At 73.6% G+C, this 20,453-nt stretch carries 18 protein-coding genes and 1 pseudogene; 2 read left to right on the top strand and 17 right to left on the bottom strand.

Going from position 1 to position 20,453, the window contains the following annotated elements:
• Positions 1-7: 7 nt before the first annotated feature.
• Genes ABZW30_RS21375 through ABZW30_RS21320 form a run of 12 tightly spaced genes read right to left on the bottom strand, consistent with a single transcriptional unit; the run spans position 8 to position 11,896 of the window.
• Positions 8-1,699 carry a condensation domain-containing protein gene (locus tag ABZW30_RS21375; RefSeq protein ID WP_355672718.1) on the bottom strand — a complete coding sequence of 564 codons (1,692 nt, stop codon included), beginning with the start codon at positions 1,697-1,699 and terminating at the stop codon, positions 8-10.
• A gap of 58 nt (positions 1,700-1,757) precedes the next feature.
• Positions 1,758-3,278, bottom strand: a complete 1,521-nt coding sequence (locus ABZW30_RS21370; protein ID WP_355672717.1) for an AMP-binding protein — start codon at positions 3,276-3,278, stop codon at positions 1,758-1,760.
• A gap of 34 nt (positions 3,279-3,312) precedes the next feature.
• The gene (locus ABZW30_RS21365; RefSeq protein ID WP_355672716.1) at positions 3,313-4,617 is read right to left on the bottom strand and encodes a PLP-dependent aminotransferase family protein; all 1,305 of its coding nucleotides are present in this window, start codon (positions 4,615-4,617) and stop codon (positions 3,313-3,315) included.
• On the bottom strand, positions 4,614-5,681 hold the full coding sequence (locus ABZW30_RS21360) for an alpha-hydroxy acid oxidase (protein WP_355672740.1): 1,068 nt from the start codon (positions 5,679-5,681) through the stop codon (positions 4,614-4,616). Before ABZW30_RS21360 ends, ABZW30_RS21365 begins: the two co-directional genes overlap by 4 nt.
• 32 nt (positions 5,682-5,713) lie before the next feature.
• A complete protein-coding gene (gene hppD, locus ABZW30_RS21355) occupies positions 5,714-6,775 on the bottom strand; it encodes a 4-hydroxyphenylpyruvate dioxygenase (RefSeq protein WP_355672715.1) in 1,062 nt (353 codons plus the stop codon).
• A gap of 14 nt (positions 6,776-6,789) precedes the next feature.
• Positions 6,790-7,560: an alpha/beta fold hydrolase gene (locus tag ABZW30_RS21350; RefSeq protein WP_355672714.1), complete on the bottom strand. Its 771-nt coding sequence runs from the start codon at positions 7,558-7,560 to the stop codon at positions 6,790-6,792.
• Complete coding sequence (locus tag ABZW30_RS21345; RefSeq protein WP_355672713.1) at positions 7,557-9,284, bottom strand: non-ribosomal peptide synthetase; 1,728 nt, start codon at positions 9,282-9,284, stop codon at positions 7,557-7,559. Before ABZW30_RS21345 ends, ABZW30_RS21350 begins: the two co-directional genes overlap by 4 nt.
• Positions 9,277-10,299 carry a TauD/TfdA family dioxygenase gene (locus tag ABZW30_RS21340; RefSeq protein ID WP_355672712.1) on the bottom strand — a complete coding sequence of 341 codons (1,023 nt, stop codon included), beginning with the start codon at positions 10,297-10,299 and terminating at the stop codon, positions 9,277-9,279. Before ABZW30_RS21340 ends, ABZW30_RS21345 begins: the two co-directional genes overlap by 8 nt.
• Positions 10,300-10,325: 26 nt before the next feature.
• Positions 10,326-11,168 (bottom strand): dimethylargininase, encoded by an 843-nt coding sequence (gene ddaH, locus ABZW30_RS21335; RefSeq protein WP_355672711.1) that lies wholly within the window; start codon positions 11,166-11,168, stop codon positions 10,326-10,328.
• Between the two features lie 4 nt (positions 11,169-11,172).
• On the bottom strand, positions 11,173-11,385 hold the full coding sequence (locus ABZW30_RS21330; RefSeq protein ID WP_355672710.1) for an MbtH family protein: 213 nt from the start codon (positions 11,383-11,385) through the stop codon (positions 11,173-11,175).
• Positions 11,382-11,705 carry a hypothetical protein gene (locus ABZW30_RS21325; protein WP_355672709.1) on the bottom strand — a complete coding sequence of 108 codons (324 nt, stop codon included), beginning with the start codon at positions 11,703-11,705 and terminating at the stop codon, positions 11,382-11,384. Before ABZW30_RS21325 ends, ABZW30_RS21330 begins: the two co-directional genes overlap by 4 nt.
• Before the next feature lie 11 nt (positions 11,706-11,716).
• Complete coding sequence (locus ABZW30_RS21320; RefSeq protein WP_355672708.1) at positions 11,717-11,896, bottom strand: hypothetical protein; 180 nt, start codon at positions 11,894-11,896, stop codon at positions 11,717-11,719.
• A 231-nt stretch (positions 11,897-12,127) separates the two neighbouring features.
• Here ABZW30_RS21320 and ABZW30_RS21315 point away from each other — a divergent pair, with 231 nt between their 5' ends.
• Both ABZW30_RS21315 and ABZW30_RS21310 read left to right on the top strand, forming a co-directional pair.
• The gene (locus tag ABZW30_RS21315; protein ID WP_355672707.1) at positions 12,128-13,126 is read left to right on the top strand and encodes a LuxR C-terminal-related transcriptional regulator; all 999 of its coding nucleotides are present in this window, start codon (positions 12,128-12,130) and stop codon (positions 13,124-13,126) included.
• Between the two features lie 136 nt (positions 13,127-13,262).
• Positions 13,263-16,238: a BTAD domain-containing putative transcriptional regulator gene (locus ABZW30_RS21310; protein ID WP_355672706.1), complete on the top strand. Its 2,976-nt coding sequence runs from the start codon at positions 13,263-13,265 to the stop codon at positions 16,236-16,238.
• A gap of 142 nt (positions 16,239-16,380) precedes the next feature.
• On the opposite strand, the gene ABZW30_RS21305 is transcribed toward ABZW30_RS21310, so the two are convergent.
• From ABZW30_RS21305 to ABZW30_RS21285, 5 genes and pseudogenes are all read right to left on the bottom strand, one after another.
• Positions 16,381-16,572, bottom strand: coding sequence for a hypothetical protein (locus ABZW30_RS21305; RefSeq protein ID WP_355672705.1), 192 nt, complete (start codon positions 16,570-16,572; stop codon positions 16,381-16,383).
• A 197-nt stretch (positions 16,573-16,769) separates the two neighbouring features.
• Positions 16,770-16,892: pseudogene (locus tag ABZW30_RS21300) on the bottom strand (aldo/keto reductase); the annotation flags it as partial.
• Positions 16,893-17,020: 128 nt separating this feature from the next.
• Positions 17,021-17,677, bottom strand: a complete 657-nt coding sequence (locus ABZW30_RS21295) for a hypothetical protein (RefSeq protein ID WP_355672704.1) — start codon at positions 17,675-17,677, stop codon at positions 17,021-17,023.
• Positions 17,678-18,079: 402 nt separating this feature from the next.
• Positions 18,080-19,138 carry a TerD family protein gene (locus tag ABZW30_RS21290; RefSeq protein ID WP_355672703.1) on the bottom strand — a complete coding sequence of 353 codons (1,059 nt, stop codon included), beginning with the start codon at positions 19,136-19,138 and terminating at the stop codon, positions 18,080-18,082.
• Between the two features lie 93 nt (positions 19,139-19,231).
• Positions 19,232-20,416 (bottom strand): cytochrome P450, encoded by a 1,185-nt coding sequence (locus tag ABZW30_RS21285; protein ID WP_355672702.1) that lies wholly within the window; start codon positions 20,414-20,416, stop codon positions 19,232-19,234.
• Positions 20,417-20,453: the final 37 nt, after the last annotated feature.

The raw sequence follows: 20,453 nt of genomic DNA, 5'->3' as shown, positions 1-20,453 counted from the left end.
GAGTGTGTCAGAGGACGTCGAGGGCGGCGGCGAGATCGTCCAGCTCGTCCTGGTCGATCGTGGAGAGCGTGAGATCGGCGGCGACCGTGACGCCGGCGTCCGGACGGGCGGCGTACGCGACGAGGGCGGTGAGCATCCGGAACCAGGACTCGGCGAGTGCGCGTACCTGCGGCTCGTCGAGCACGCCCTGCGCCCAGGCCCAGTCGGCGTGCAGAACGGGCCCGTCCGCCGAGTCGAGGACGAACGCGTTGACCTCGACGGGGTGCGCCATGGGCATGCCGGGGCCGGGCGCGTCCAGCCGGGCACCGTAGTCGGGCAGCAGCTGCCAGTCGGCGTCGCCTGCCCCGCCGAAACGGCCGAGGTAGTTGAAGCCGAGCTGCGCCGGGTCCGTGGCGGCCAGCACCTGGCGGGCGTGCGGGTCGAGATGGCGCAGCAGGCCGTAGCCGAGCCCCTTGCGGGGGATCGCGCGCAGCTGTTCCTTCACCCGCCGCAGGGCGAGGGCGACGGTGGGGCCACCGTGCGCGGCGTCGGGTGCGTCCAGCCCGTCCAGCGCGAAGCGGGTGGGGAAGAGGGTGGTGAACCAGCCGACCGTGCGGGAGAGATCGGCCTCGGCGGGGATCTCCTCGCGGCCGTGCCCCTCCAGGTCCACCAGGGCGCTCGGCCCGCAGGCGGGCCAGCGGGCGAGGGCGAGTGCCAGGCCGGTCAGCAGCAGCTCGTTGGTGTCCGCGCCGAGCCGGTCGGGCACCGACGTCAGCAGTGGGCCGACCGTGGCGGCGGGAAGGCTCAGGGCGAGGTGTGCGGCCAGGTCCTCGTGGTCGCGGGCCGGGTCGAGGGGGCGGCGGCCTATGGTGTCGGCTCCCGGGCGCAGTACGTCGTTCCAGTACGGGAGTTCGGCGGCGCTCCGGTCGTCGGCGGCTTCCGCCGCGAGCAGTTCGGACCAGCGGCGGAAGGAGGTGGGCACGGGGTCGAGGCGTGGCGCGCGGCCGGCCGTGACCGCCGCCCATGCCTGCGCGAGGTCGCCGGTCAGCACACGCCAGGAGATTCCGTCGACGACCAGGTGGTTGACGACGAGGGCGAGGCGGCCGGGCCGGGCCGGGCCCGCGTCGAACCAGACGGCCCGGACGAGCACTCCGTCCTCGGTCGACAGGCGGTCCCGGGCCGCGTGCACCTCCCGTTCGACCTCGCGGGCGGTTTCCGCGCCGTCCGTTCGGACCCGGAGGAGACAGTCCTCGGCCCTGACGGTGCCGGCCGGCCGGGTGTGCGGCACTCCGTCGACCGTGTGCAGCCGGAGCATGTCGTGCCGGTCGAGGACGGCCTGCAGCACCGTGTGCACGGCCTCCTCGGTCAGTTCCGCCGGGGTGCGCACCACCAGGAACTGGTAGTAGCTGTCGGCCGGTCCGCCGCGCTCGCGCAGCCAGTGCATGATCGGCGTCGGCCGGATCGGCCCGATGCCGTCGTCCTCGCCGGCCCGGCGGGCGGGCGCCAGCGGTCGGGCGGTGGCGGCCAGGGCCGCCACGTCCGGCTGGGTCAGCACGTCGCGGACGGTGACGGCCAGTCCGGCCCGGCGGGCGGCACCGACGACCTGGACGGCGATGATGCTGTCGCCGCCCAGCCGGACGAAGCCGTCCTGCGGTCGGACCTGCGGTATCGCGAACAGGTCCGCCAGTACGCCGCACAGGATCTGCTCCGGCGTTGTCACGTCGTTCTCCATCGTTGTCTGCCTTGTTCTCGCTCGTTCTCGTTCTGTCGCGGGCTTCTCAGGCGGTGCGGACCGTGCCGAACAGCGTGCGCAGTCGTGCCCGGTCGACCTTTCCGTTCGCGGTCACCGGCAGTTCCTCCAGCGCGTGGAAGTGTTTGGGCACCATGTACGCGGGCAGGTGCGCGGCGCAGTGCGCGGCGAGCAGTTCGGGCTGCGTGCCGTCGGTCGCCGTCGGGGTGTAGGCGGCGGCGAGCCGGCGGGAGCCGGCGACCTCCACGGCCACCACCACGGCTCGGCGCACGCCCGGCAGCGCGTTGAGGACCGCTTCGACCTCGCCGGGCTCGACGCGGTAGCCGTTCACCTTGAGCTGGTCGTCGGCCCGTGCCACGAAGTGGAAGTCGGTGCCGTCGAAGCGGACCAGGTCGCCGGTGGCGTAGCAGCGGCGCGCCGTGCCGTCGTCGTGCGGCAGGGTGCGGAACCTGGCGTCGGTGAGCTCCTGGTCGCCGAGGTAGCCGAGACCGACGCTGTCGCCGGCGACCATCAGTTCGGCCTCTTCGCCCGGGGCGAAGGGCCGCAGCGCGCCGTCCGCGTGGCGGAGCAGTTCCGCTCCTGCGACCGCGCGTCCGATCGGCGGGTGGTCGGGCCAGTCGGCGGCCTGGTGGGGCGTCAGCCGGTGCTGGGTGACGACGTGGGTCTCGCTGGGCCCGTACTCGTTGATCAGGGTGATGCCGCCCGCCGCGCAGAAGCTGCGCACCTCGGCGTTGACGACCAGGCGCTCACCCGCCACGGCGATCTCCCGCAGGTCGGGCATCGCGTCCGGTTCGAACGCGGCGGCCGTGGCCAGCGCGTGCAGGCCGACCACCGGCAGGAAGAGCCGGGCCACCCGGTGCTCGCGGATCACGTCCATCAGCGTGAAGGGGTCCTGGCGCTGGTCGTCGTCCACCACGACCAGCGTGGCGCCGGCGAGCCAGGTGGCGACGAGTTCCTCGTAGCCCACGTCGAAGCCGATGGACGCCGCTTGCAGGGTGTGCGGCGGGCGGTCGTGGGACCAGTGCCGGACGTGCCAGTCGCCGAGGGCGGCCAGGACTCCCGGCGGCACGGCCACCGACTTGGGCTCGCCGGTGGACCCCGAGGTGGGGATGACGTAGCCGACCGGTCCTTCGCGGGGGGCCTCCAGCGGGTTGCCGCGCACCTCGTCGACGGTGTGCTCGCCGCCGTCCGGGCCGGTCGGCCCGGCGTCGTCGGCGCGCAGCACGAGGTCGCTGAACCGGGTGATCTTCGCGGCCCGGGGCGCGGGCATGCCGGGGTCGACGCAGACCACGCCGGCCCCGGCCCGCCAGGCGCCGAGCACGGCGGCGCAGCGTGTCCAGGACCGGTGGCCGTGGACGGCGACGACGTTGCCCGGTCCCAGGCCGCGGGCGGCGAGGCCGCCGGCGATCTCGGCGGACAGCTGGTCGAGTTCGGCGTAGGTGTGCTGGACGCCGCGGTCGACGACCGCCACCGAGGCGTGGTGGCGGCGGACGGCGGCGAGCAGGGGGTGGATGAGCGACCGCCGTGAACCGCTCGCTTCGGTGTACATGGGTGTCCCTTCTCGGGTCGTGTCCGTCGCGGGGTCAGGCATCCGGCGTCGAGGTGCACTCGGCGATCAGGGCGGCCAGCCGGTCCAGCCCCGTCTCGATCTGGTCGGGGGTCAAGGAGCTGCAGGAGAGGCGTAGTTGGCGGCCGGTGCGGTCGTTGTCGCTGAAGTGGCGCATCGGGGTGAAGAGCACGCCGTGCCGTACGGCGGCGTGTTCGAGCAGTTCGTCGGTGACGGGGAACGGCACGGTGAGCACCACGAAGAAGCCGCCCGCGGGGGTGTTCCAGCGCACCCCGGGCAGTTCGGCGAAGCGTCGGTGCAGGCCCTGGAGGAGACAGCCGAGGTTGCGCCGGTAGATACCGATCTGGCGCCGGTTGGCGTGCAGCAGGCTGCCGCCGTGTTCCAGCAGCATGCCTCCCACCAGGGCCTGGCTCACCGGTGAGGTGTTGACGGTGACCATGCTCTTGGCCCGCGACAGCTCGTCGGCGAGCAGGGTCTCATCCGGGCCCACGACGCGCTGGTCCGCCACGGCGAATCCCACCCGGGCGCCGGGGAAGCAGGTCTTCGCCAGCGATCCGAGGTAGACCACGCGCTGCCCGGTGTCGAGCGCCTTCAGCGTCGGGGGCCTGTCGCTCTCGGCTGCCTGGAAGTAGCCGTAGGGGTTGTCCTCCAGGAGGAGGATGTCCTCCTGGGCGGCGATCTCCAACAGCCGGTGACGGGTCCGCACGTCCATGGAGTGGCCGCTGGGGTTGGAGAAGTCGGGCACCAGGTACAGCGCCCGGGGCCGCTCCCCCGCCGCGCGGACCTCCCGGATCCGCTCCAGCACGTCCTCGGGGCGGACGCCCCGGGGGCCTTCGTGGACCGACCGCACGGGCAGGTCCACCAGGCGGGCGGCGCCGGTCAGGCCGACGTAGGTGGGGTCCACCGCGAGCACGACGTCACGTTCGGTCGCCCGCAGGGCCCGCAGCACCAGCCACAGTGCCTCCTGGGCTCCCACGGTGACCACGACGGCCTCCGGGTCCACGGTGATGCCCTCGTCCCGTTCGAGCTGCCGGGCGATGAGCTCGTGGACGATTCCCTTGGTGCGGCCGTACTGGAACAGCTCCCGCCGCACCCGGGCCTCGTCGTAGCCCTTGTGCTCGGCCAGGTAGCGGCGATAGGTGTCGAGGTAGCGGTGCAGATCGGCCGGATCGAAGAGGTCCTCGGTGGGCCGGCCGGGGGCGAAGGAGACCGCCTCGGGGAAGCGCCCGGCCACCTCGTTGAGGAAGTTCATCGACAGCAGGGCGGGGTCGGCGAGTGAGGCGTGCAGATCCGCGCGGTCCAGTACCACGGGTGCGGTCATCGGGCCGCCCCCAGGACCGAGAGCCACGGCGCGTCGGCCGGGCCGGTGCAGCCGGACAGTTCCAGGGCGGAGCGCAGCTCGGCGTGCAGCAGGCGCAGGACCCGGCTCACCCCCTGCTCGCCGTCGGCGGCCAGTCCCCACAGGACGGGCCGGCCCAGCAGGACGCCGCTCGCACCGAGGGCCAGGGCCTTGAGGACGTCGGTGCCGCTGCGGATCCCGCTGTCCAGCAGCACCTGGCAGCGGGCGGGGACGGCTGCGCGCACGGCGGGCAGCATGTCCACGCTGGCCACCGCGCCGTCCAGTTGGCGGCCGCCGTGATTGGAGACGACGATGGCGTCGGCGCCGATGGAGGCGGCGGTGGCGGCGTCGCCCGGATCGAGGATCCCCTTGACGATCAGGGGCAGCCGCGTCTCGCCGCGGAGCCGGGCGAGGTCGCCCCAGCCCAGGGAGCGGGCGAAGGTCTCGGCCGTGTGTTGCGCCACGGCCGAGACACCGGGCCGGCGGTCCCGGGCCCGACGGGTGCCGGCCGGGTCGAGGTGGACGGCCGTCACGTCGGAGGGCAGCGCGAAGCCGTTGCGCAGGTCGCGCAGCCGGCGGCCCATCGAGGGCACGTCCACCGTGACCATCAGCGCCGCGCAGCCGGCTTCCTCGGCGCGCCGGACCAGGTCGGCGGTGGCCGCCGGGTCCTGCTGGCAGTAGAGCTGGAACCAGGTGGTGCCGCCGAGCGCGGTGACGGCCTCGACCGGTTGGCTGCTCAGCGTGCTCACGGTGAACGGCACGCCCGCGGCCGCGGCCGCGCGGGCGGTGGCGAGTTCGCCCTCGGGGTGGACCAGCCGCTGGTACGCCATCGGTGCGACGGCGAGCGGCAGGGCCGCCCGGGTGCCGAGGAGTTCGGTCGCGGTGTCGCACCCCGTCCCGCCGGCGAGGACCCGGGGCACGATCCCGATCCGGTCCAGTGCGGCGCGGTTGGCGGCCAGGGTCAGCTCCTCGCCGCTGCCGCCCTCGATGAAGTCCCAGACCTCCCCGGGCAGTGTCCGGCGGGCGAGTTCGGCGAACTCCTCCAGCCGTACGGGGTCGTGGCCCGTGTCGTGAGCGCTCACCGCGGCACCGCCCCGGCGCTCAGGCGCTCCGCCTCGACGGCTTCGTACAGCGCCTTGATGTTGCCGTTGCCGAAGGTGCGGGCGCCGAAGCGCTCGATCACCTCGTGGAACAGCGTGCGCCTCGGATGGGTGGAGCGGGTGAAGATCTGGAACAGCTGGCCGTCGTGGTCCTCGTCGACCAGGACGCTGATCCCGTGCAGCTCGGAGGTGCTGTGCCGGGTCAGTTCGAGGCGGTCGGCGAGCATCGTGTAGTAGGCGTCGGGGACGCTCAGGAACTCGACGCCGCGCTCGCGCAGCGTGCCGACGGCCCGGACGATGTCGCGGGAGGCGAAGGCCACGTGCTGGACGCCGGCGCCGCCGTGTTCGGCCAGGAAGCGGTCGATCTGGCCGGGCTCGGCGCTCGTGTCGGGCTCTATCAGGGTCAGGGTGACCTCGCCGGAGGCGCTCTGCACCACCTTGGAGTTCATGGCCTGGGCACCGACCCTGATCAGCTCCTGGAAGATCATGCGGAAGCCGAGCACCCGCGTGTAGAAGTCCACCGTGCGCTCCAGTTCCCCGGACGGCAGGCAGACGGCGAAGTGGTCGATTTCCTCCAGGAGTTCGTCGCCGTGGTCCCGCGCGGCGTCCGGCAGCACGGTGAAGCCCGGCGGGAGTGCGGTGGGCCCGGGATCGACGAGCGTGTGCACCACGTCGCCGAAGCCGGCCAGCACCGCCGTGGTCCGGCCGTCGGGGTGGCGGCGCGGCACGGCGAGCGGCACCGCCCCGCGGGAGACCGCCTCGTCGAAGACGGCGGGTACGTCGGCCACGGTCAGCGCGATGTCGGCCACGCCGTCGCCGTGGGCCAGGACGTAGTCGGCGCCCGGGTGCTGCGACGAGCGGGCCTGGGTGAGGACGAGGACGATGCGGCCCTGGCACAGTGCGAGGGACTGCGCCTGCGCGGAGGAGGCGCGGGCCACCGGGCGGAAGCCGTAGCGTTCGGTCAGCTCGGCCGCGGCCGAGTCGACGTCGGCGACGTGGAACTCGACATGGCTGATGCCGAATGCGGGAGAGAAGGTCATGGTTGGGCCGTTCGTCAGAGGGCGGCGGTGGCGGGAGACGTGAGCGAGGCGATCCGGGCCGGGAGGTCGCGCCAGGTCTCGGGCGTGTAGAAGTGACCTCCAGGCAGGACGTCGTGGCGGAACGCGCCGCTGGTCAGGCCCGCCCAGCGGGAGGCGACGTCGTCCCCGATCACCGGGTCCCGGTCGCCGGAGAACACCTGGAGCGGCACGTCGATCCGGGTCCCCGGGGTGTAGCGGAAGGTGTCCCGGGCGCACAGGTCGGCACGCATCAACTCCACTGCCATCTCGGTGAGTTCGGGTTCGTCGAGGACGTGATCGGGCAGCAGGCCGTGGGTGCGCATCCAGTCGAGCAGTTCGTCGTCGCGCTGCCCCTGGGCCAGGAAGCGGTCCCGGTCGGTCACCCCCCGGTCCGGGGCGTTGCAGGCGGAGACGACCAGCGCCTGTGGCGCGGGGGCGCCCGCCTCCGCGAGCCGGGCGGTGACGTCGAAGGCCATCCAGCCGCCCATGCTGTGGCCGAACAGGACGTACGGTCCCTGTGCCGCGACCGAGGCGACGCCCCGCGCGGCGTCCGCGGCGAGCTCGGTCCAGGTCTGCGCGTACTCCTCGGCGAAGCGCCCTTCGCGCCCCGGGTAACAGATCGCCACCAGGTCGACGTCGTGCGGCAGCGCCGGGATCCAGGAGTGGTAGGTCGCGGTGCCGCCGCCGCAGAAGCCGAGGCACACCAGGGTGCGGGCCGGGTCACGGCTGTGCTTCAGGCGCACCACGGTGGTGTCGGGGGCGCTCACGAGGCCGCCCCCGCACGGACCGACTCCGCGTGGCGGGCCAGGTCCCTCAGCCGGGGGAACCGGTAGACGTCCTTGGTCCGCAGCACGATCCCGGCGTCCCGCTTGAGGCGGGAGACCACCCGCAGCGCCACCAGCGAGTGGCCGCCGAGGGCGAAGAAGTTCTCGTCCGCGTGGACGGTCTCACGGCCGAGCACATCGGCCCAGACATCGGCGATCAGTTGTTCGAGCTCGGTCTCGGGAGGCTGGCCGGCGGTGTTCGGCACCGACGTGACGGCGGGCAGCGCGGCGGTGTCCACCTTGCCGTTGGGGGTCAGGGGCAGCGCGTCCATCCGCACGAGGGCGGACGGTACGAGGTGTCCGGGCAGCGTGGCGGCACAGTGGGCGCGCAGTTCGTCGTCGCTCGCCGTCCCTTCCGGTACCAGGACGTAGTAGGCCGTGAGGAAGGTGTCCCCGTCCGGGCCCGAGCGCAGCGCGGCAACGGCGGCGGTGACGTGCGGGTGTGCGCGCAGCCGGTCCTCCAACTCGCCGGGCTCCACCCGGAACCCGCGGATCTTGATCTGGCGGTCGGTGCGGCCGAGGAACTCCAGTGCGCCGTCCGGCCGGCGCCGGACCTCGTCCCCGGTGCGGTACATCCGGGTGCCGTCGGCGGCGAAGGGATCCGCGACGAACCGCTCGGCGGTCAGTCCCGGCCGCCCGACGTATCCGACGGCCACGGCAGGACCCGCCAGGTACAGCTCTCCCCTGGCGGCGGGCCTGAGCGCGCCGTCGAGCACATGGGCGCGCACGTGGGCCAGGCCCTCGCCCAGGTGCGGGGCGTCTCCGGTGATGCGGGCCGCGGTGGCATCGACGGTGCATTCGGTCGGACCGTAGAGGTTCCACGCCTCCAGCGGCTCCGCCTGGGCCAGCGACCGCCACAGCTGCTCGGGCACCGGCTCGCCGCCGAGCAGCAGCCGCAGGGCCCGGCCGGGCCGCAGCCGCGGACCGATCAGCTGCCAGTGGGACGGGGTGGAGTCGAGGTCCGTCACGGCGTGCTCGTCGAGCAGCGCGTCCAGTCGGCCGGGGTCGGTGCGGTCCTCGTCGGTCAGGACGACCAGGGTGTCGCCCCGGCAGACCCTGACCCACTGCTGCACGGACGCGTCGAAGGACAGGCTGGCGTTCCATCCGACCACCCGGTGCCCGGCCGGGTAGACGCCGCGCTCCTCCAGGCCCGCCACCAGTGCGGCGACGCTCGCGTACGCGACCTCCACCCCCTTGGGGCGTCCGGTCGACCCCGAGGTGTAGATGACGTACGCCGGGGCGCGCGAGTCACCCACGACGTCGCACGGCTCCTCGCCGGGCCGGCTCGGCTGGTGGGGGCTCAGCACCGGCAGGCCGTCCGCCCACGAGGGCCGGTCCGTGTCCGTGATCACCGCGCGCAGTCCGGCGTCGGCGGCGACGAAGGCGAGCCGGTCGTCGGGGTACGCCGGATCGAGCGGCACGTAGGCGGCGCCCGCCCGCCAGACGGCCAGGGGGGCCACGACCCAGTCCGTTCCCCTGGGCACGCTCACCCCCACCCGGTCGCCACGGCCGACGCCGAGCGCGCGCAGCGCCCCGGCCAGCCGGGCCGTGCGCTCGCCCAGTTCGGCGAAGGTGAGGGTCCCGTCGGCGCCGTGCACCGCGGCCCGGTCCGGGAACGACCGGGTGTTCTGCAGGAACCGGCCCACCAGGGCCTGCGGGTCAGCCATGGGACACCGCCGTGGCGGCGGTCGCGCGCGGGGCGACGGTCGGTGCGCAGTCGTACACCGAGACCGGCTCGCCCATGGCGACCACGATCCGGCGCTCGCCCCGGAAGGGGTCGCGGGCGTGCGCGGTCAGGACGTTGTCGACCAGCAGGAGGTCGCCCGGCTGCCAGGCGCGGCGCACGGTGGCGCTCTCGTACGCGGTGTTGATGCTCTCCAGGTCCGCCGCCGTCAGCGGGATGCCGTCGCCGAGCCCGGTGTTGAACGGAAGCCCGTCCGGCCCGAGTTCGTCCAGCAGGACTTCGCGGATCTCGTCATCCAGGGAGAACTGGCTCCAGAACGCCAGGTGGTTGAACCACACGTCCTCTCCGGTGTGCGGGTGCCGGATGATCCCGGGCCGGACCTGGCTGGTGCGCAGATGGCCGTCCGCATCCCAGGCGCAGGAGATGTGGTTCTCGGCGCAGTACTTCTCGACCTGCTCAGGGGACTCCGTCCCGAACGCGGACTGCCAGGCGACCGAGAGGCTTTCCGAGAAGTTGCGGGTCAGGATCCAGCCGGACGCGCGCATCCGCTCGACCAGCTCGGTGGGAAGGGCGCGCAGCACCTCGCGGCAGTCGGCGACCGGGGTGGCGCCGCCCTCCTCGGGCGCGGTCAGGCAGCCGAAGAGCAGCAGCCCCGGGAAGGTCAGGGTGTAGCTGTTCTCGTTGTGCGGCCTGATCGCCTGCCCGGCGGGCAGGTCCGTGGAGGAGAAGACCCCGCCGCCGAAGTCGCTGCGCGGGGTGGCCTTCTCCCGGTACGGGGTCGCCCGCGGGATCAGCTCGTCGCGGACCAGGGCGAAGTCCTCCACGCTGCGGATCGGCAGCCCGCGCACGTAGACCGCCCCGTAACGGTGCAGTCCGGCCCGCAGGTCGTCGTGGTGGTCCGCGAGCCAGGCGCGGGCTTCGGCCGCGTCGGCCAGCTCGGGTGCCTGGACGGTGGCGGGGGCACCCGGTTCCGTGCGCCAGTCGAGGGCGCCGCTCACCGGTGAGTTGTCCGTCGGTACGCCGGTCACCGGGCACCGCCCGGGGCCGGTGCGGCGTGGCGCAGCTCCAGGGTGCAGCACTTGACGCTGCCGCCGCCCTTGAACAGCTCGGAGAGGTCGACACCGATCGGCTCGAACCCGCGCTCGGCCAGCCGGTCCATGAGGCCGCGCGCGGTCTGGGACAGCAGCACATGGCGTCCGTCGGAGATCGCGTTCAGCCCGAAGGCCTCGGCGTCGGCCTCGGTGGCGAGGAGCGCGTCGGGGTACAGCTCGCGCAGGACCTCGCGGGACTCCGGCGAGAAGGCGCCCGGGAAGTACATGATCTCGTCGTCGTCGAGCACGGCGAGCGCGGTGTCCAGGTGGTAGAAGCGCGGGTCCACCAGGGTCAGGCTCACCACCGGGGCGCCCAGCACCTGCTCGGCCTCGGCGTGCGCGGCCGGGTCGGTGCGGAAGCCGGTGCCGGCCAGGATCCGGTCGCCGGCGACCAGGTAGTCGCCCTCGCCCTCGTTGACGTGGTGAGCGGCGTGCACCTCGGTGTAGCCCTGCCGCTCGAACCACGCCTGGTAGGCGGGCGCCTCGGCGGCGCGTTCGGCGTGCCGGAACCTGGCCACCAGGACACGGCCGTTCAGGACCGTGGCGCCGTTGGCGGCGTAGACCATGTCGGGCAGGCCGGGGACGGGCTCCACCAGTTCGACGGTGTGACCGAGCTCCTGGTAGAGGGCGTACAGCCGCTCCCACTGCAGGACGGCCAGCGCCGTGTCGGTCGGCTTGGCCGGATCCATCCACGGGTTGATGCGGTAGTCGACGGTGAAGTGGGAGGGGCGGCACATCAGGTAGTGCCGGGGACGGGCGGTGCGCTGGATCGGCATCGGATCACGCCTCCTTGAGGGCGGCGATCAGGCTCGCCGGGCGCAGGTCGGTCCAGGTGTTCTCGATGTGGTCCAGGCAGTCCTGCCGTCCGGCCGGGCCGTGGGCGGCCGTCCAGCCCGGGGGGACCGCGAGGGAGGCGGGCCACAGGGAGTGCTGGTTCTCCTCGTTGACCAGGACGAGGTAGGTGGCGTCCTCGTCCTCGAAGGGGTTGGTCACGGATGCTCCTGTTGCGTCTTGTGACGGATGACGTCTTGTCGAAGGGATGGTTCGCCGGCGATGCGCCAGCCGCTGAGCGGAGGGGAGATCGCGAGCGCGCGGCGGCAGACGGCCAGCGCGGCGGCCCTGGCGGTCAGTTCGGGCGTCGCCACGGTGAACATCCCGAGCCGGATGTCCTGCGGGCCGACCTGCGCGCTGACGTGCTCCAGGCGCTCCCCGGGGCCTGCCGCGGCCCAGAGCAGGTCGATGATGTGGCGACGGTCCGGCGGGCGGACCGCGACCGGGTCGGCAGGGGTGAGGGCGATGAGGGTCAGCTCCACGCCGGGCTGCGTCAGTCCCAGATGAGGCCGTCGGCGGCCACGGCCGGTCCTGCCGCGTGGAGCGCCCCCGTGACGCGCACCTGCGGCCGCCCCTCCCCACCGGAGTGTCCGCCGGACTGCCCGAAGACGGCGGTCGCCAGGACGATGGCGGCGGCGCAGGCCGCACGGACGACGTGGATGCGAGAAGTCATGGGGGTGCCCTCATCGGAAGTGGGAGAGAGGTGGCCGGGTGAGCCCCTGGCGGGCGCCCGGCATCTGCCGGAGCGACGTGTCCATCCTCGCCGCCCGGATCCCTCCGGGGGAACGGGTCCAGGACCGGCAAAACCGTCCAGGCCGCTTTGTGACACCCGCTCACCTGCGTAGACCCGGGCGTGTATCGCTCGTAGATGCCCGGCGTGCAGGCTGGTCACAAGATCCACGGGGTGACCACAGGAGGGAAGGCGGTGTCCGTGACGCTCTGCCTGGAGACGCTGGACCAGACGGTGTACGAGGAGATGCTCAGCCACACGGCGCTGGGCGTGGACGAGCTCGCGGCCAAGCTGGACGTCGAGCCCGACCGCATCCGCGACTGCCTCGACCGACTGTTCGCGCTGCAGTTGGTCCAGGCGTCCTTCGAGGCACCCAGCAGGTTCACCGTCGTGGACCCGGTCCTCGGCATGAAGCGGCTGCTGGAGCAGCAGCACGAGGAACTGCTCCGGAGCCACCGTCAGGCGGCGGGCAGCCAGCAGGCCCTGATCAGGATCCTGGCCGGCGCGGGCGGCGGCGCCCAGCAGGCGGACGGGGTCGAGCGGCTGGCCGGACTCGACGCGGTGCAACGGCGGCTGGAGCGTCTGGCCCTGGAGGCCGGGAACGAGATCCTGACCTTCATGCCCGGCGGGCCCCAGTCCCCCGCCTCGCTGGAGGCCGCCCTGCGCAACGACGCCGTCGTCCTGCAGCGCGGCGTGGCGATCCGCACCATCGGCCTGGACGCCGTCCGCGGCGACGCCGCGACCCTGCGTTACACCCGCGCGCTGGTCGCGCGCGGCGGTGAGTTCCGTACGGCGGCCTCGCTGCCGACCCGCATGGTCGTGGTCGACCGGACCTACGCCCTGGTACCGATCGACCCCGCGGACAGCCGCAAGGGCGCGCTCTCCCTCTCCGCGCCGGGCATGATCGCCCCGTTGCTCGCTCTGTTCGAGCGGGAGTGGGGAGCGTCCGTACCGCTCGGCAGCGGCACGTCCGACGCCTCGTACGTGCCGAACGAACAGGAACGCTGCCTCCTGGCCCTGCTCGCGCAGGGCCACACCGACGAGTCCGCCGCGGGCCAACTGCACATCTCGGCCCGCACCGCCCGGCGGATCATGGCCTCGCTCATCGAGCGGCTCGGCGCCCGCAGCCGCTTCGAGGCGGGCCTGCGCGCGGCCCGGCTCGGCTGGGTCTGACCTGGCCGGACGGGTGACGTGCCGGTGTCATGATCTTGCCCATTAGGATGACGTCCCGTACACCGGCGTGCACCAGAACACTGGAGGTCAGCCACCGGTGAGAGCCGTGCGCCCCGGGGGTACTGTGGAATTCTTCGTGCTCGGACCTGTGGGCATTCGCAACGGCGGGTCCGTCGTGTCCGGCGGTCCGCCGCAGCAGCAGGCGGCCCTGGCCGCGCTGGCGCTCCGTTCCGGCCACGTGGTTCCCCTGCACGAGCTGATCACCGCCGTCTGGGGCGAGGCGGCACCGGACTCCGCGGTGATGATCCTGCGGACGTACGTGTGGCGGCTGCGCAAGCTCCTGGAGGCCGGTGGCCGCGATCCGCAGGTGCTGGCGTCCGCGAACGACGGCTACCGACTCGCGGTGCCGCCGGCGTCGGTCGACGCCTTCCGGGTCGAACAGCTGGCCGCCGACGCGGCGCGCGCCCGCGAGGCGGGCCGCTACGACGCGTCCACCGAGTCGCTGGCCGAGGCCGTTTCGCTGTGGCGGGGAGAGCCGCTGGCGGGGGTTCCGGGGCCGTTCGCGCAGAACCAGCGCTCCCGCCTGTCCGAGCTGCGCCTCCACCTGCTGGAGGAGCGCTTCGACCTCGACGTCCTGCTGGGGCGGCACGCCCAGGCGGTCCCTGAACTGACCGGCTTCATCCACGAGGAGCCGCTGCGCGAGCGGCCGTACGGGCTCCTGATGCGCGCGCTGTACGCTGCCGGGCGCCAGGGCGACGCCCTGGCCGTGTTCGCCAGGGCGCGCGAGGTGCTGGCGGACCAACTCGGGCTGGACCCGGGCCCCGAACTCCGCGCGCTGCACGGCCGGATCCTGGCCTGCGACCCCGAACTGGTCGCCCCGGCACCGGCACCCGCCGGCACCGGGGCGGTGCCGGCGCGGGCGGAGGCCGGCGACGCCGGGGAGCCGGGTCCGGCCCCCTTCGTCCGCCCGGCCCAACTCCCCGCCGGCATCGCCGACTTCACCGGCCGGACCCCCGAACTCACCGCCCTGTCGGACGCCCTCGCCGACCGGGACCGCACCGCCCTGGCCGTCGCCACCGTCAGTGGGATGGGCGGCATCGGCAAGAGCGCGCTGGCCCTGCGGGCGGCGCATCAGGTCAAGGAGGAGTTCCCCGACGGCCAGCTCTACGCCGACCTGCGCGGCACCGGCACGGACCCGGCCGATCCGGGAACGGTCCTGACCAGTCTTCTGTCCGCCCTGGGGGTGCCCCGGCGGGAGATACCCGGCTCGTTGGAGGACCGGGCCCGGCTGTTCCGGACAGTCCTCGACGGACGCCGGGTGCTCCTCCTGCTCGACGACGCGCGCGACACCGCCCAGGTCAAACCCCTGCTCCCGGGGTCCGCCCGCTGCGCGGTGGTGGTGACCAGCCGGGCCCGCCTGGCCGGCCTGCTGTCGGGCAGCCACGTCCAGCTGACGGAGTTCAGCCCGGCGGAGGCCCTGGGCCTGCTGAGGCAGATCGTGGGCCCGGAGCGGGTCGACCGGGAAGGCGCCGCCGCGGCCGCGCTCGTCGGCGCGTGCGCCCACCTGCCGCTCGCGGTGCGTATCGTGGCCGCACGGCTGGCGGCCCGGCCGGGCTGGACGATGGCACACCTCGTGGTCCGGCTGGCCGACCAACGGCGACGACTGGCCGAGCTGCGGGCCGACGACCTGGCAGTCGCCGCCGTCTTCGAACTCGGCTACCGCCAGCTGACGGACCGACAGGCGGCGGTGTTCCGCAGGCTGGCCCCCGTGGCCCGGCCGAGCATCGGCCTGGCCGCCGCGGCCGCGGCGCTGGACCTGGCGGAGGCGGACGCGGAGACGCTGCTGGAAGCGCTGGTCGACGCCGCGCTGCTCGAATCGCCGGAACCGGGCCGGTACCGGCATCACGAACTCGGCCGGGACTTCGCGCTGAACCTGACCGGACCGCACACCGACCCCCCGGACGAGGCGGACTCCGCGGTGCGGCGTCGCCTGCTCCACCACCTGATGGGAATGGCCGCCGAGGCTTTCCAGCGGATCGTGCCCGGGGACCCGGTGCACAGCACGATCACCGCCACGACCGCGGAGCCGGGCGACGAACGGCTCGCGGACCTGGCCGAGGCCCGGGCCTGGGTCGTCGCGGAGTTCGACTTCGCGCTCCATGCCGTCCAGCTCGCGCTCCGACGGCAGGACGACGCCGAAACGGAGCTGCTGACGGTGGCCGCCGACCTCCTGGTGGCGCTCAGCTCGTTCGGCCAGGACATCCCGTACGCACGCATAGCCGTCACCGCCGAGGCGCTCGCCCGGGCCGCGGCGCTGAGCGGGAACCACCGCGCGGCCGGACGCGCCCGTTTCATCTGCGGCAACGCGGCCCTCCAGGCCACCCAGTTGACCCGGGCGCGCGCCAACTCCCACATGGCGGTGGAGGCGTGCCTCCAGGCCGGCGACCGCGCCATCCTCCAGCAGGCGTACAACGACCTGGGCGTCATCGCCCAGTTCGAGCAGCGCTACGACGACGCGGCCGAGTGCTTCGACCGGGCGCTCGCCCTGGCCCGGGAGCAGGGGCACCGCTCGGGCGCGCTGACCATCACCCTCAACGCCGCACTGGCCAGGATCCGCGGCGGTCGCGCCGACGAGGCGCTGCCCGCCTGCGAGGAGGCGCTGGACGCGCTGCGCGCGCTGGCGGACCACCACGGTGTCGCACACGCGCTGTGCGTCCGCGGCCAGGCCCTGCACGAACTGGGCCGCCTGCACGAGGCGCTGGCCAGCTACGAGGAGTGCCTCGACCTCTGCGAAACCGTACGGATACCGGGCCAGCAGGCACAGGCACGCTACCGGTACGCGGACACCCTGAACGGTCTCGGCCGCACCGGGCCCGCGCTGGACGCGGCGGCCAAAGCGGTGGCCCACCTTCGCACCGTGCCCGACCGCTACCGGGATCAGGGCTACGCCCTGCTGATCCACGCCCGCATCTCGCTCGACGCCGGCCACCGTGACGACGCGCTGGCACATTCCCGCGAGGCGCTGGAGGTCTTCACCCGGGCCGGACTGCCCGAGGCCGCGCAGGCGCGCCTGATCGTGGACACCGCCGCTGCCCCGCTCCCGGTGGCCTGAGCCGGAGACCGCGGCAGGCGGCGCCCTTCAAGGATCACGTCGGCGCTCCTGCCGGGCGGAGGCCGGGTCGTGGCTCCAGTCGGCGAGCGGTGCCACCGGGAGTGACGCCCCGGCCCCACCGCCCGCCCGCGCCCGGGCGCCGTCAGGCCTTGGTGTTGAACTCCGAGGTCCCGGGGTCGGCCTTGCCGGGGTGGTCGGCCGCGGACGCCGGTCGCGCGTCACCGGAGTGGGCCGCCGCGCCGGCCACGGTTCCCAGGACGGCCAGGACGGCGGCCAGGGCGGCGGGAACGAGGAAGGCCAGACGGCGCGTGACGGACTTCTGGATGCGCTGCACGGGAGACCCCTGTCTGTTCGTCCAGGAGCCCGTGGGTGACACCTGGCTTGCGAGTTGTTCTGCGACCGACTATCGCAGGGCCCCATCTACATCTCATATACGCGCCGAGCACGGGGCCGTCGCACGGCCGCACGGGGGAAGGCTGCTGACCGGTGAAAACCAGTGAGCCCGGTTTTCGCAGGTCGGCCGGCTGTCGACGGATTCAGCCGGGCGAAGGCGGCCTGACGGCGGTACGGGAAGTACGGGTACGGCGCGGTGCGGGCGCTGGCGGCGTCCAGGCGGGCGACCTGCTCCTGCGTCAGCGACCAGCCGACCGCGCCGCGGCCGCCGCCGCGGCCGCCGCCGAAGCCGCCGCCCGGGCCGGGGCGTACCGGCGGCAGGATGCCTGAGAACGCGAACGGCCGCACAACGCGCTCGCGTTGTGCGGCCGACGGTTCATCGACGCCGGTCAGTCCTCCTCGAACTCCTCGTACTCCTCGCGCAGGTTCTCCAGCAGCCCCACCCAGAGATCGGACTTGTCCGGACCCTGGCCCAACTGCGCCACCAGCGCCTCGAATTCGTCCAGCGCGGTCTGAGTGTCGCCGTTGACGATCCGCTCCTCGAAGCCGGCCAGCAGTCCCAGCGCGCCGATCACCTCGGGCAGCGAGTCGGCCGCCCAGCCGCCGTGGCCGCGTCCGGTGGTCCAGCCGTCCGAGTTGTAGATCTCGACGACGCCGCACTCGGCGTCCACCATCAGGTGCCAGTCGTCGAACTTGCCGACGCAGTAGGCCAGGCCCGCCGGGGAGTCGCCCTCGGGGCCACGGGCGTACAGCTCGTCGGTGTCCGCCTCCCACATGCCGCGCTCGGGCAGGTCCGCCGAGTCGTAGCCGACGAAGTCCAGCTCGACGGCCGGAATGCCGACCTCGGTCAGGAACGCCCGGGCCGTGCCCGACTCCAGGCCCTCGGGCAGCGTCTCGGGCCGCCACAACGTGCCCTCGCCGAAGCAGGACTCCAGCCAGGCCGCGGTGGGGTTCCTGGCGGCGGCCAGCAGCTCGGCGTGCGGCCCGGCGGCCACGTCCGCGGCATCGGTGGCGGCGGTCGCGTCAGTCGCGTCGGTCGCGGTCATCGGTACATCTCCCCCGGTCAGAGCGGCGCAGGGGCCCCATTCAAGCGCACCGCACCGACGGCAGGTGTCACCGGGTCAGCTCCTCCGGGGCGGCCCGGGCATCGGCGCGGCGCGGGACACCGCCGACCCTCGCCGCCGACGGGAACGCTCCGTCACCTGATCGCCACTCAGCGGCTGCGGAGAGCAACCGGCCTTCATAGCGTCATGGCCATGATGATCACATCACGAGCACGGGCGTCCTGGTGACGGGACGGTGTCGGTCAACGACCCCGCGCGCGGCCGCACGACGGTCTCCGAGAAGGACTTCGACAACGGCTACGCCACCTACGGCCACATGGCGGTCGTCATCGGCTGACCAGCCGGAACCGGCCCCGCGGTTCCGGCCGGCCGCAGGGCGATCGCCTAGAAGAAGGAGTCGTCGTCCTCGTAGTAGTTGTTGACGACCACGTGGGGCTCGTCGTCGCTCAGTGCCTCGTTCAGCAGCATGCCGCCGACCAGGCCGGCCGCGCCGGCACCGATCATGGCGCCGGTGCCGAAGCGCCGGCCCTGGTTCTGCTGGCCGGGCACCTGCGGGTGTCCCTGCTGGACCTGCTGGACCTGCTGGACCTGCTGGACCTGCTGGACCTGCTGGACCTGCTGCGGGTAGCCGGCCTGCGGCGGGGTGTAGAACGGCGGGACGGTGGTCTGCACCCGCTGGGCGCAGGCGGCGCAGGCCTCGACCTGGCGCGGCACGCCCCACTGCGGCTGCCACAGCACGGCGGTCGAGCCGTAGCCGTGCGAGGGGTCGAAGAAACACGTCACGGGTGAACTCCCTGTTGCTGGCTGGGTCTTCGGAACGGCGGGCGCCACCGCAGGGGCAGCGGGGACGGGAGCCGGGGCGGGCGTCGGCGCGGCGGGCGCGGGCTGCAGCACATCGACGCCGAAGTCCGTGGCGATGCCCCCGAGCCCCGAGGCGTACCCCTGCCCGACGGCCCGGAACTTCCAGTCCGCGCCGTGCCGGTAGAGCTCACCGAAGACCATCGCCGTCTCGCTGCCGGTCTCCGGCCGCACGTCGTAGCGGGCCACCTCGGCGCCGCCGTCCGCGTCGGCGATCCGGATGTAGGCGCCGCGGACCTGCCCGAAGGTCTGCCGCCGCTGGGCCGCGTCGTAGATCGCCACCGCGAAGACGATCTTCTCCACGTCGGCGGCGACGTCCGCGAGCCGGACCTCGATCCGCTCGCGGTCGTCACCGGTGCCGGTGCCGCCCTGGTGGCGGACCGAGCCGTCCGGGCTCTGCAGGTTGTTGAAGAAGACGAAGTGCTGGTCCGTGAGGACCTTCCCGGACGCCCCGCAGAGCAGCGCGCTGGCGTCCAGGTCGTACTCGCCGCCGACCGTCCAGCCCAGGCCCACCCGGACCACCCGCAGCCCGGGGGCCTGCTTGCCCAGGGAGACGTTGCCTCCCTTCGTCAGGGCCACACTCATGGGGTTTCCTCCACCACCGTCCGAAACACGCTGTTCGACCACGACAACGCTGTCGATGTCGCGCCGGTTCCCGGCCCCGGCGTCAGGGCCCCGTCAGTACCGCACCGGGAGTTCCAGCAGGCCACGGGCCCGCACGGTGGGCCGGTGGCGAAGCTCCTGGACCGGGACGTCCAGGGCGAGGCCGGGGAAGCGGCGCAGCAGCGCGGCCAGCGCGAGGGAGGTCTCCAGCCGGGCCAGCGGGGCACCCAGGCAGTAGTGGATGCCGTGGCCGAGGGCGAGGTGACCGTTCTCGCGGCGGCGCAGGTCGAGCCGGTCGGGGTCGGTGAACTGCTCGGGGTCGCGGTTGGCGGAGGCCAGCGAGAGCAGCACGGTCTCGCCGGCCGGGACGGTGACACCGCCGATGGTGACGTCCTCGCGGGGGAAGCGGCGGATGGCCAGCGGGGCGGGGCCGTCGAAGCGCGCGAACTCCTCGACGGCGCCCGCGATCAGCTCCGGCTCGGCGCGCAGGGCGGCGAGCTGCTCGGGGTGGGTGAGCAGGGCGAGGACGGCGTTGGCGATCAGGTGGACGGTGTTCTCGTAGCCGGCGAACAGGATCAGGAAGGCGAGCGAGGTCAGCTCGTCCTCGCTCAGGCGGTCCTGTTCGTCCCGGACCGCGATCAGGTCGGAGAGCAGGTCGTCGGCCGGTTCGGTGCGCTTGCGCTCGATCAGGCCGGTGAAGAAGCCGAGCATCGACGCGACGGCGTCGCGGGCCTGCCCGGGTCGGGCCGGGTCCGGGGTGATCAGGGTGTCCGTCCAGGAGCGGAAGTCCAGCCGGTCGTCCTCGGGGACGCCGAGCAGGTCGCAGATGACCGTGATCGGCAGCGGCGCGGCGTAGTTCGCCAGCAGGTCGGTGCGACCCAACGGTTCGATGGCGTCGAGGAGTTGCTCGGCGACCCGCTCGATCGGCGCGCGCAGGGCGCTGACCCGGCGCGGGGTGAAGGCCTGCGCGACCAGGCGGCGGATCCGGGTGTGGTCCGGCGGGTCCATGTTGAGCAGGTTGGCGTCCAGCGCGGGCGGCAGCGAGAAGCCCTTGTAGTTGCCGGGTGCGGCATGCGCCCTGTCGAGGGCGAGCCTGGGGTCGGCGAGCGCCTGGCGGACGTCCGGGTAGCGGGTCACCAGCCAGACGGGCAGCCCGTCCGGGCCGACGATCCGCTGCGCCGGCGCCTCGGCGCGCAGCTTGACGTAGGCGCCGTAGGGGTCGGCGATCAGGGACTTCACGGTCGGGTCGAGGGGTGTCACCCGGTCAGCCTACGGGTACGGAACGGGCGCTCTGGCG

The organism is Kitasatospora sp. NPDC004669, assembly GCF_040609455.1.
Taxonomy (GTDB): Bacteria; Actinomycetota; Actinomycetes; order Streptomycetales; family Streptomycetaceae; genus Kitasatospora.
This window is presented reverse-complemented; position numbering and strand designations above follow the sequence as displayed.

What these genes read in the sequence shown, in the direction of transcription:
- ABZW30_RS21370 (WP_355672717.1), bottom strand. Translation starts at nt 3,278, where the DNA reads ATGTACACCGAAGCGAGCGGTTCACGGCGGTCGCTCATCCACCCCCTG.
- ABZW30_RS21365 (WP_355672716.1), bottom strand. Translation starts at nt 4,617, where the DNA reads ATGACCGCACCCGTGGTACTGGACCGCGCGGATCTGCACGCCTCACTC.
- hppD (WP_355672715.1), bottom strand. Translation starts at nt 6,775, where the DNA reads ATGACCTTCTCTCCCGCATTCGGCATCAGCCATGTCGAGTTCCACGTC.
- ABZW30_RS21345 (WP_355672713.1), bottom strand. Translation starts at nt 9,284, where the DNA reads ATGGCTGACCCGCAGGCCCTGGTGGGCCGGTTCCTGCAGAACACCCGG.
- ddaH (WP_355672711.1), bottom strand. Translation starts at nt 11,168, where the DNA reads ATGCCGATCCAGCGCACCGCCCGTCCCCGGCACTACCTGATGTGCCGC.
- ABZW30_RS21320 (WP_355672708.1), bottom strand. Translation starts at nt 11,896, where the DNA reads ATGACTTCTCGCATCCACGTCGTCCGTGCGGCCTGCGCCGCCGCCATC.
- ABZW30_RS21295 (WP_355672704.1), bottom strand. Translation starts at nt 17,677, where the DNA reads ATGACCGCGACCGACGCGACTGACGCGACCGCCGCCACCGATGCCGCG.
- ABZW30_RS21290 (WP_355672703.1), bottom strand. Translation starts at nt 19,138, where the DNA reads ATGAGTGTGGCCCTGACGAAGGGAGGCAACGTCTCCCTGGGCAAGCAG.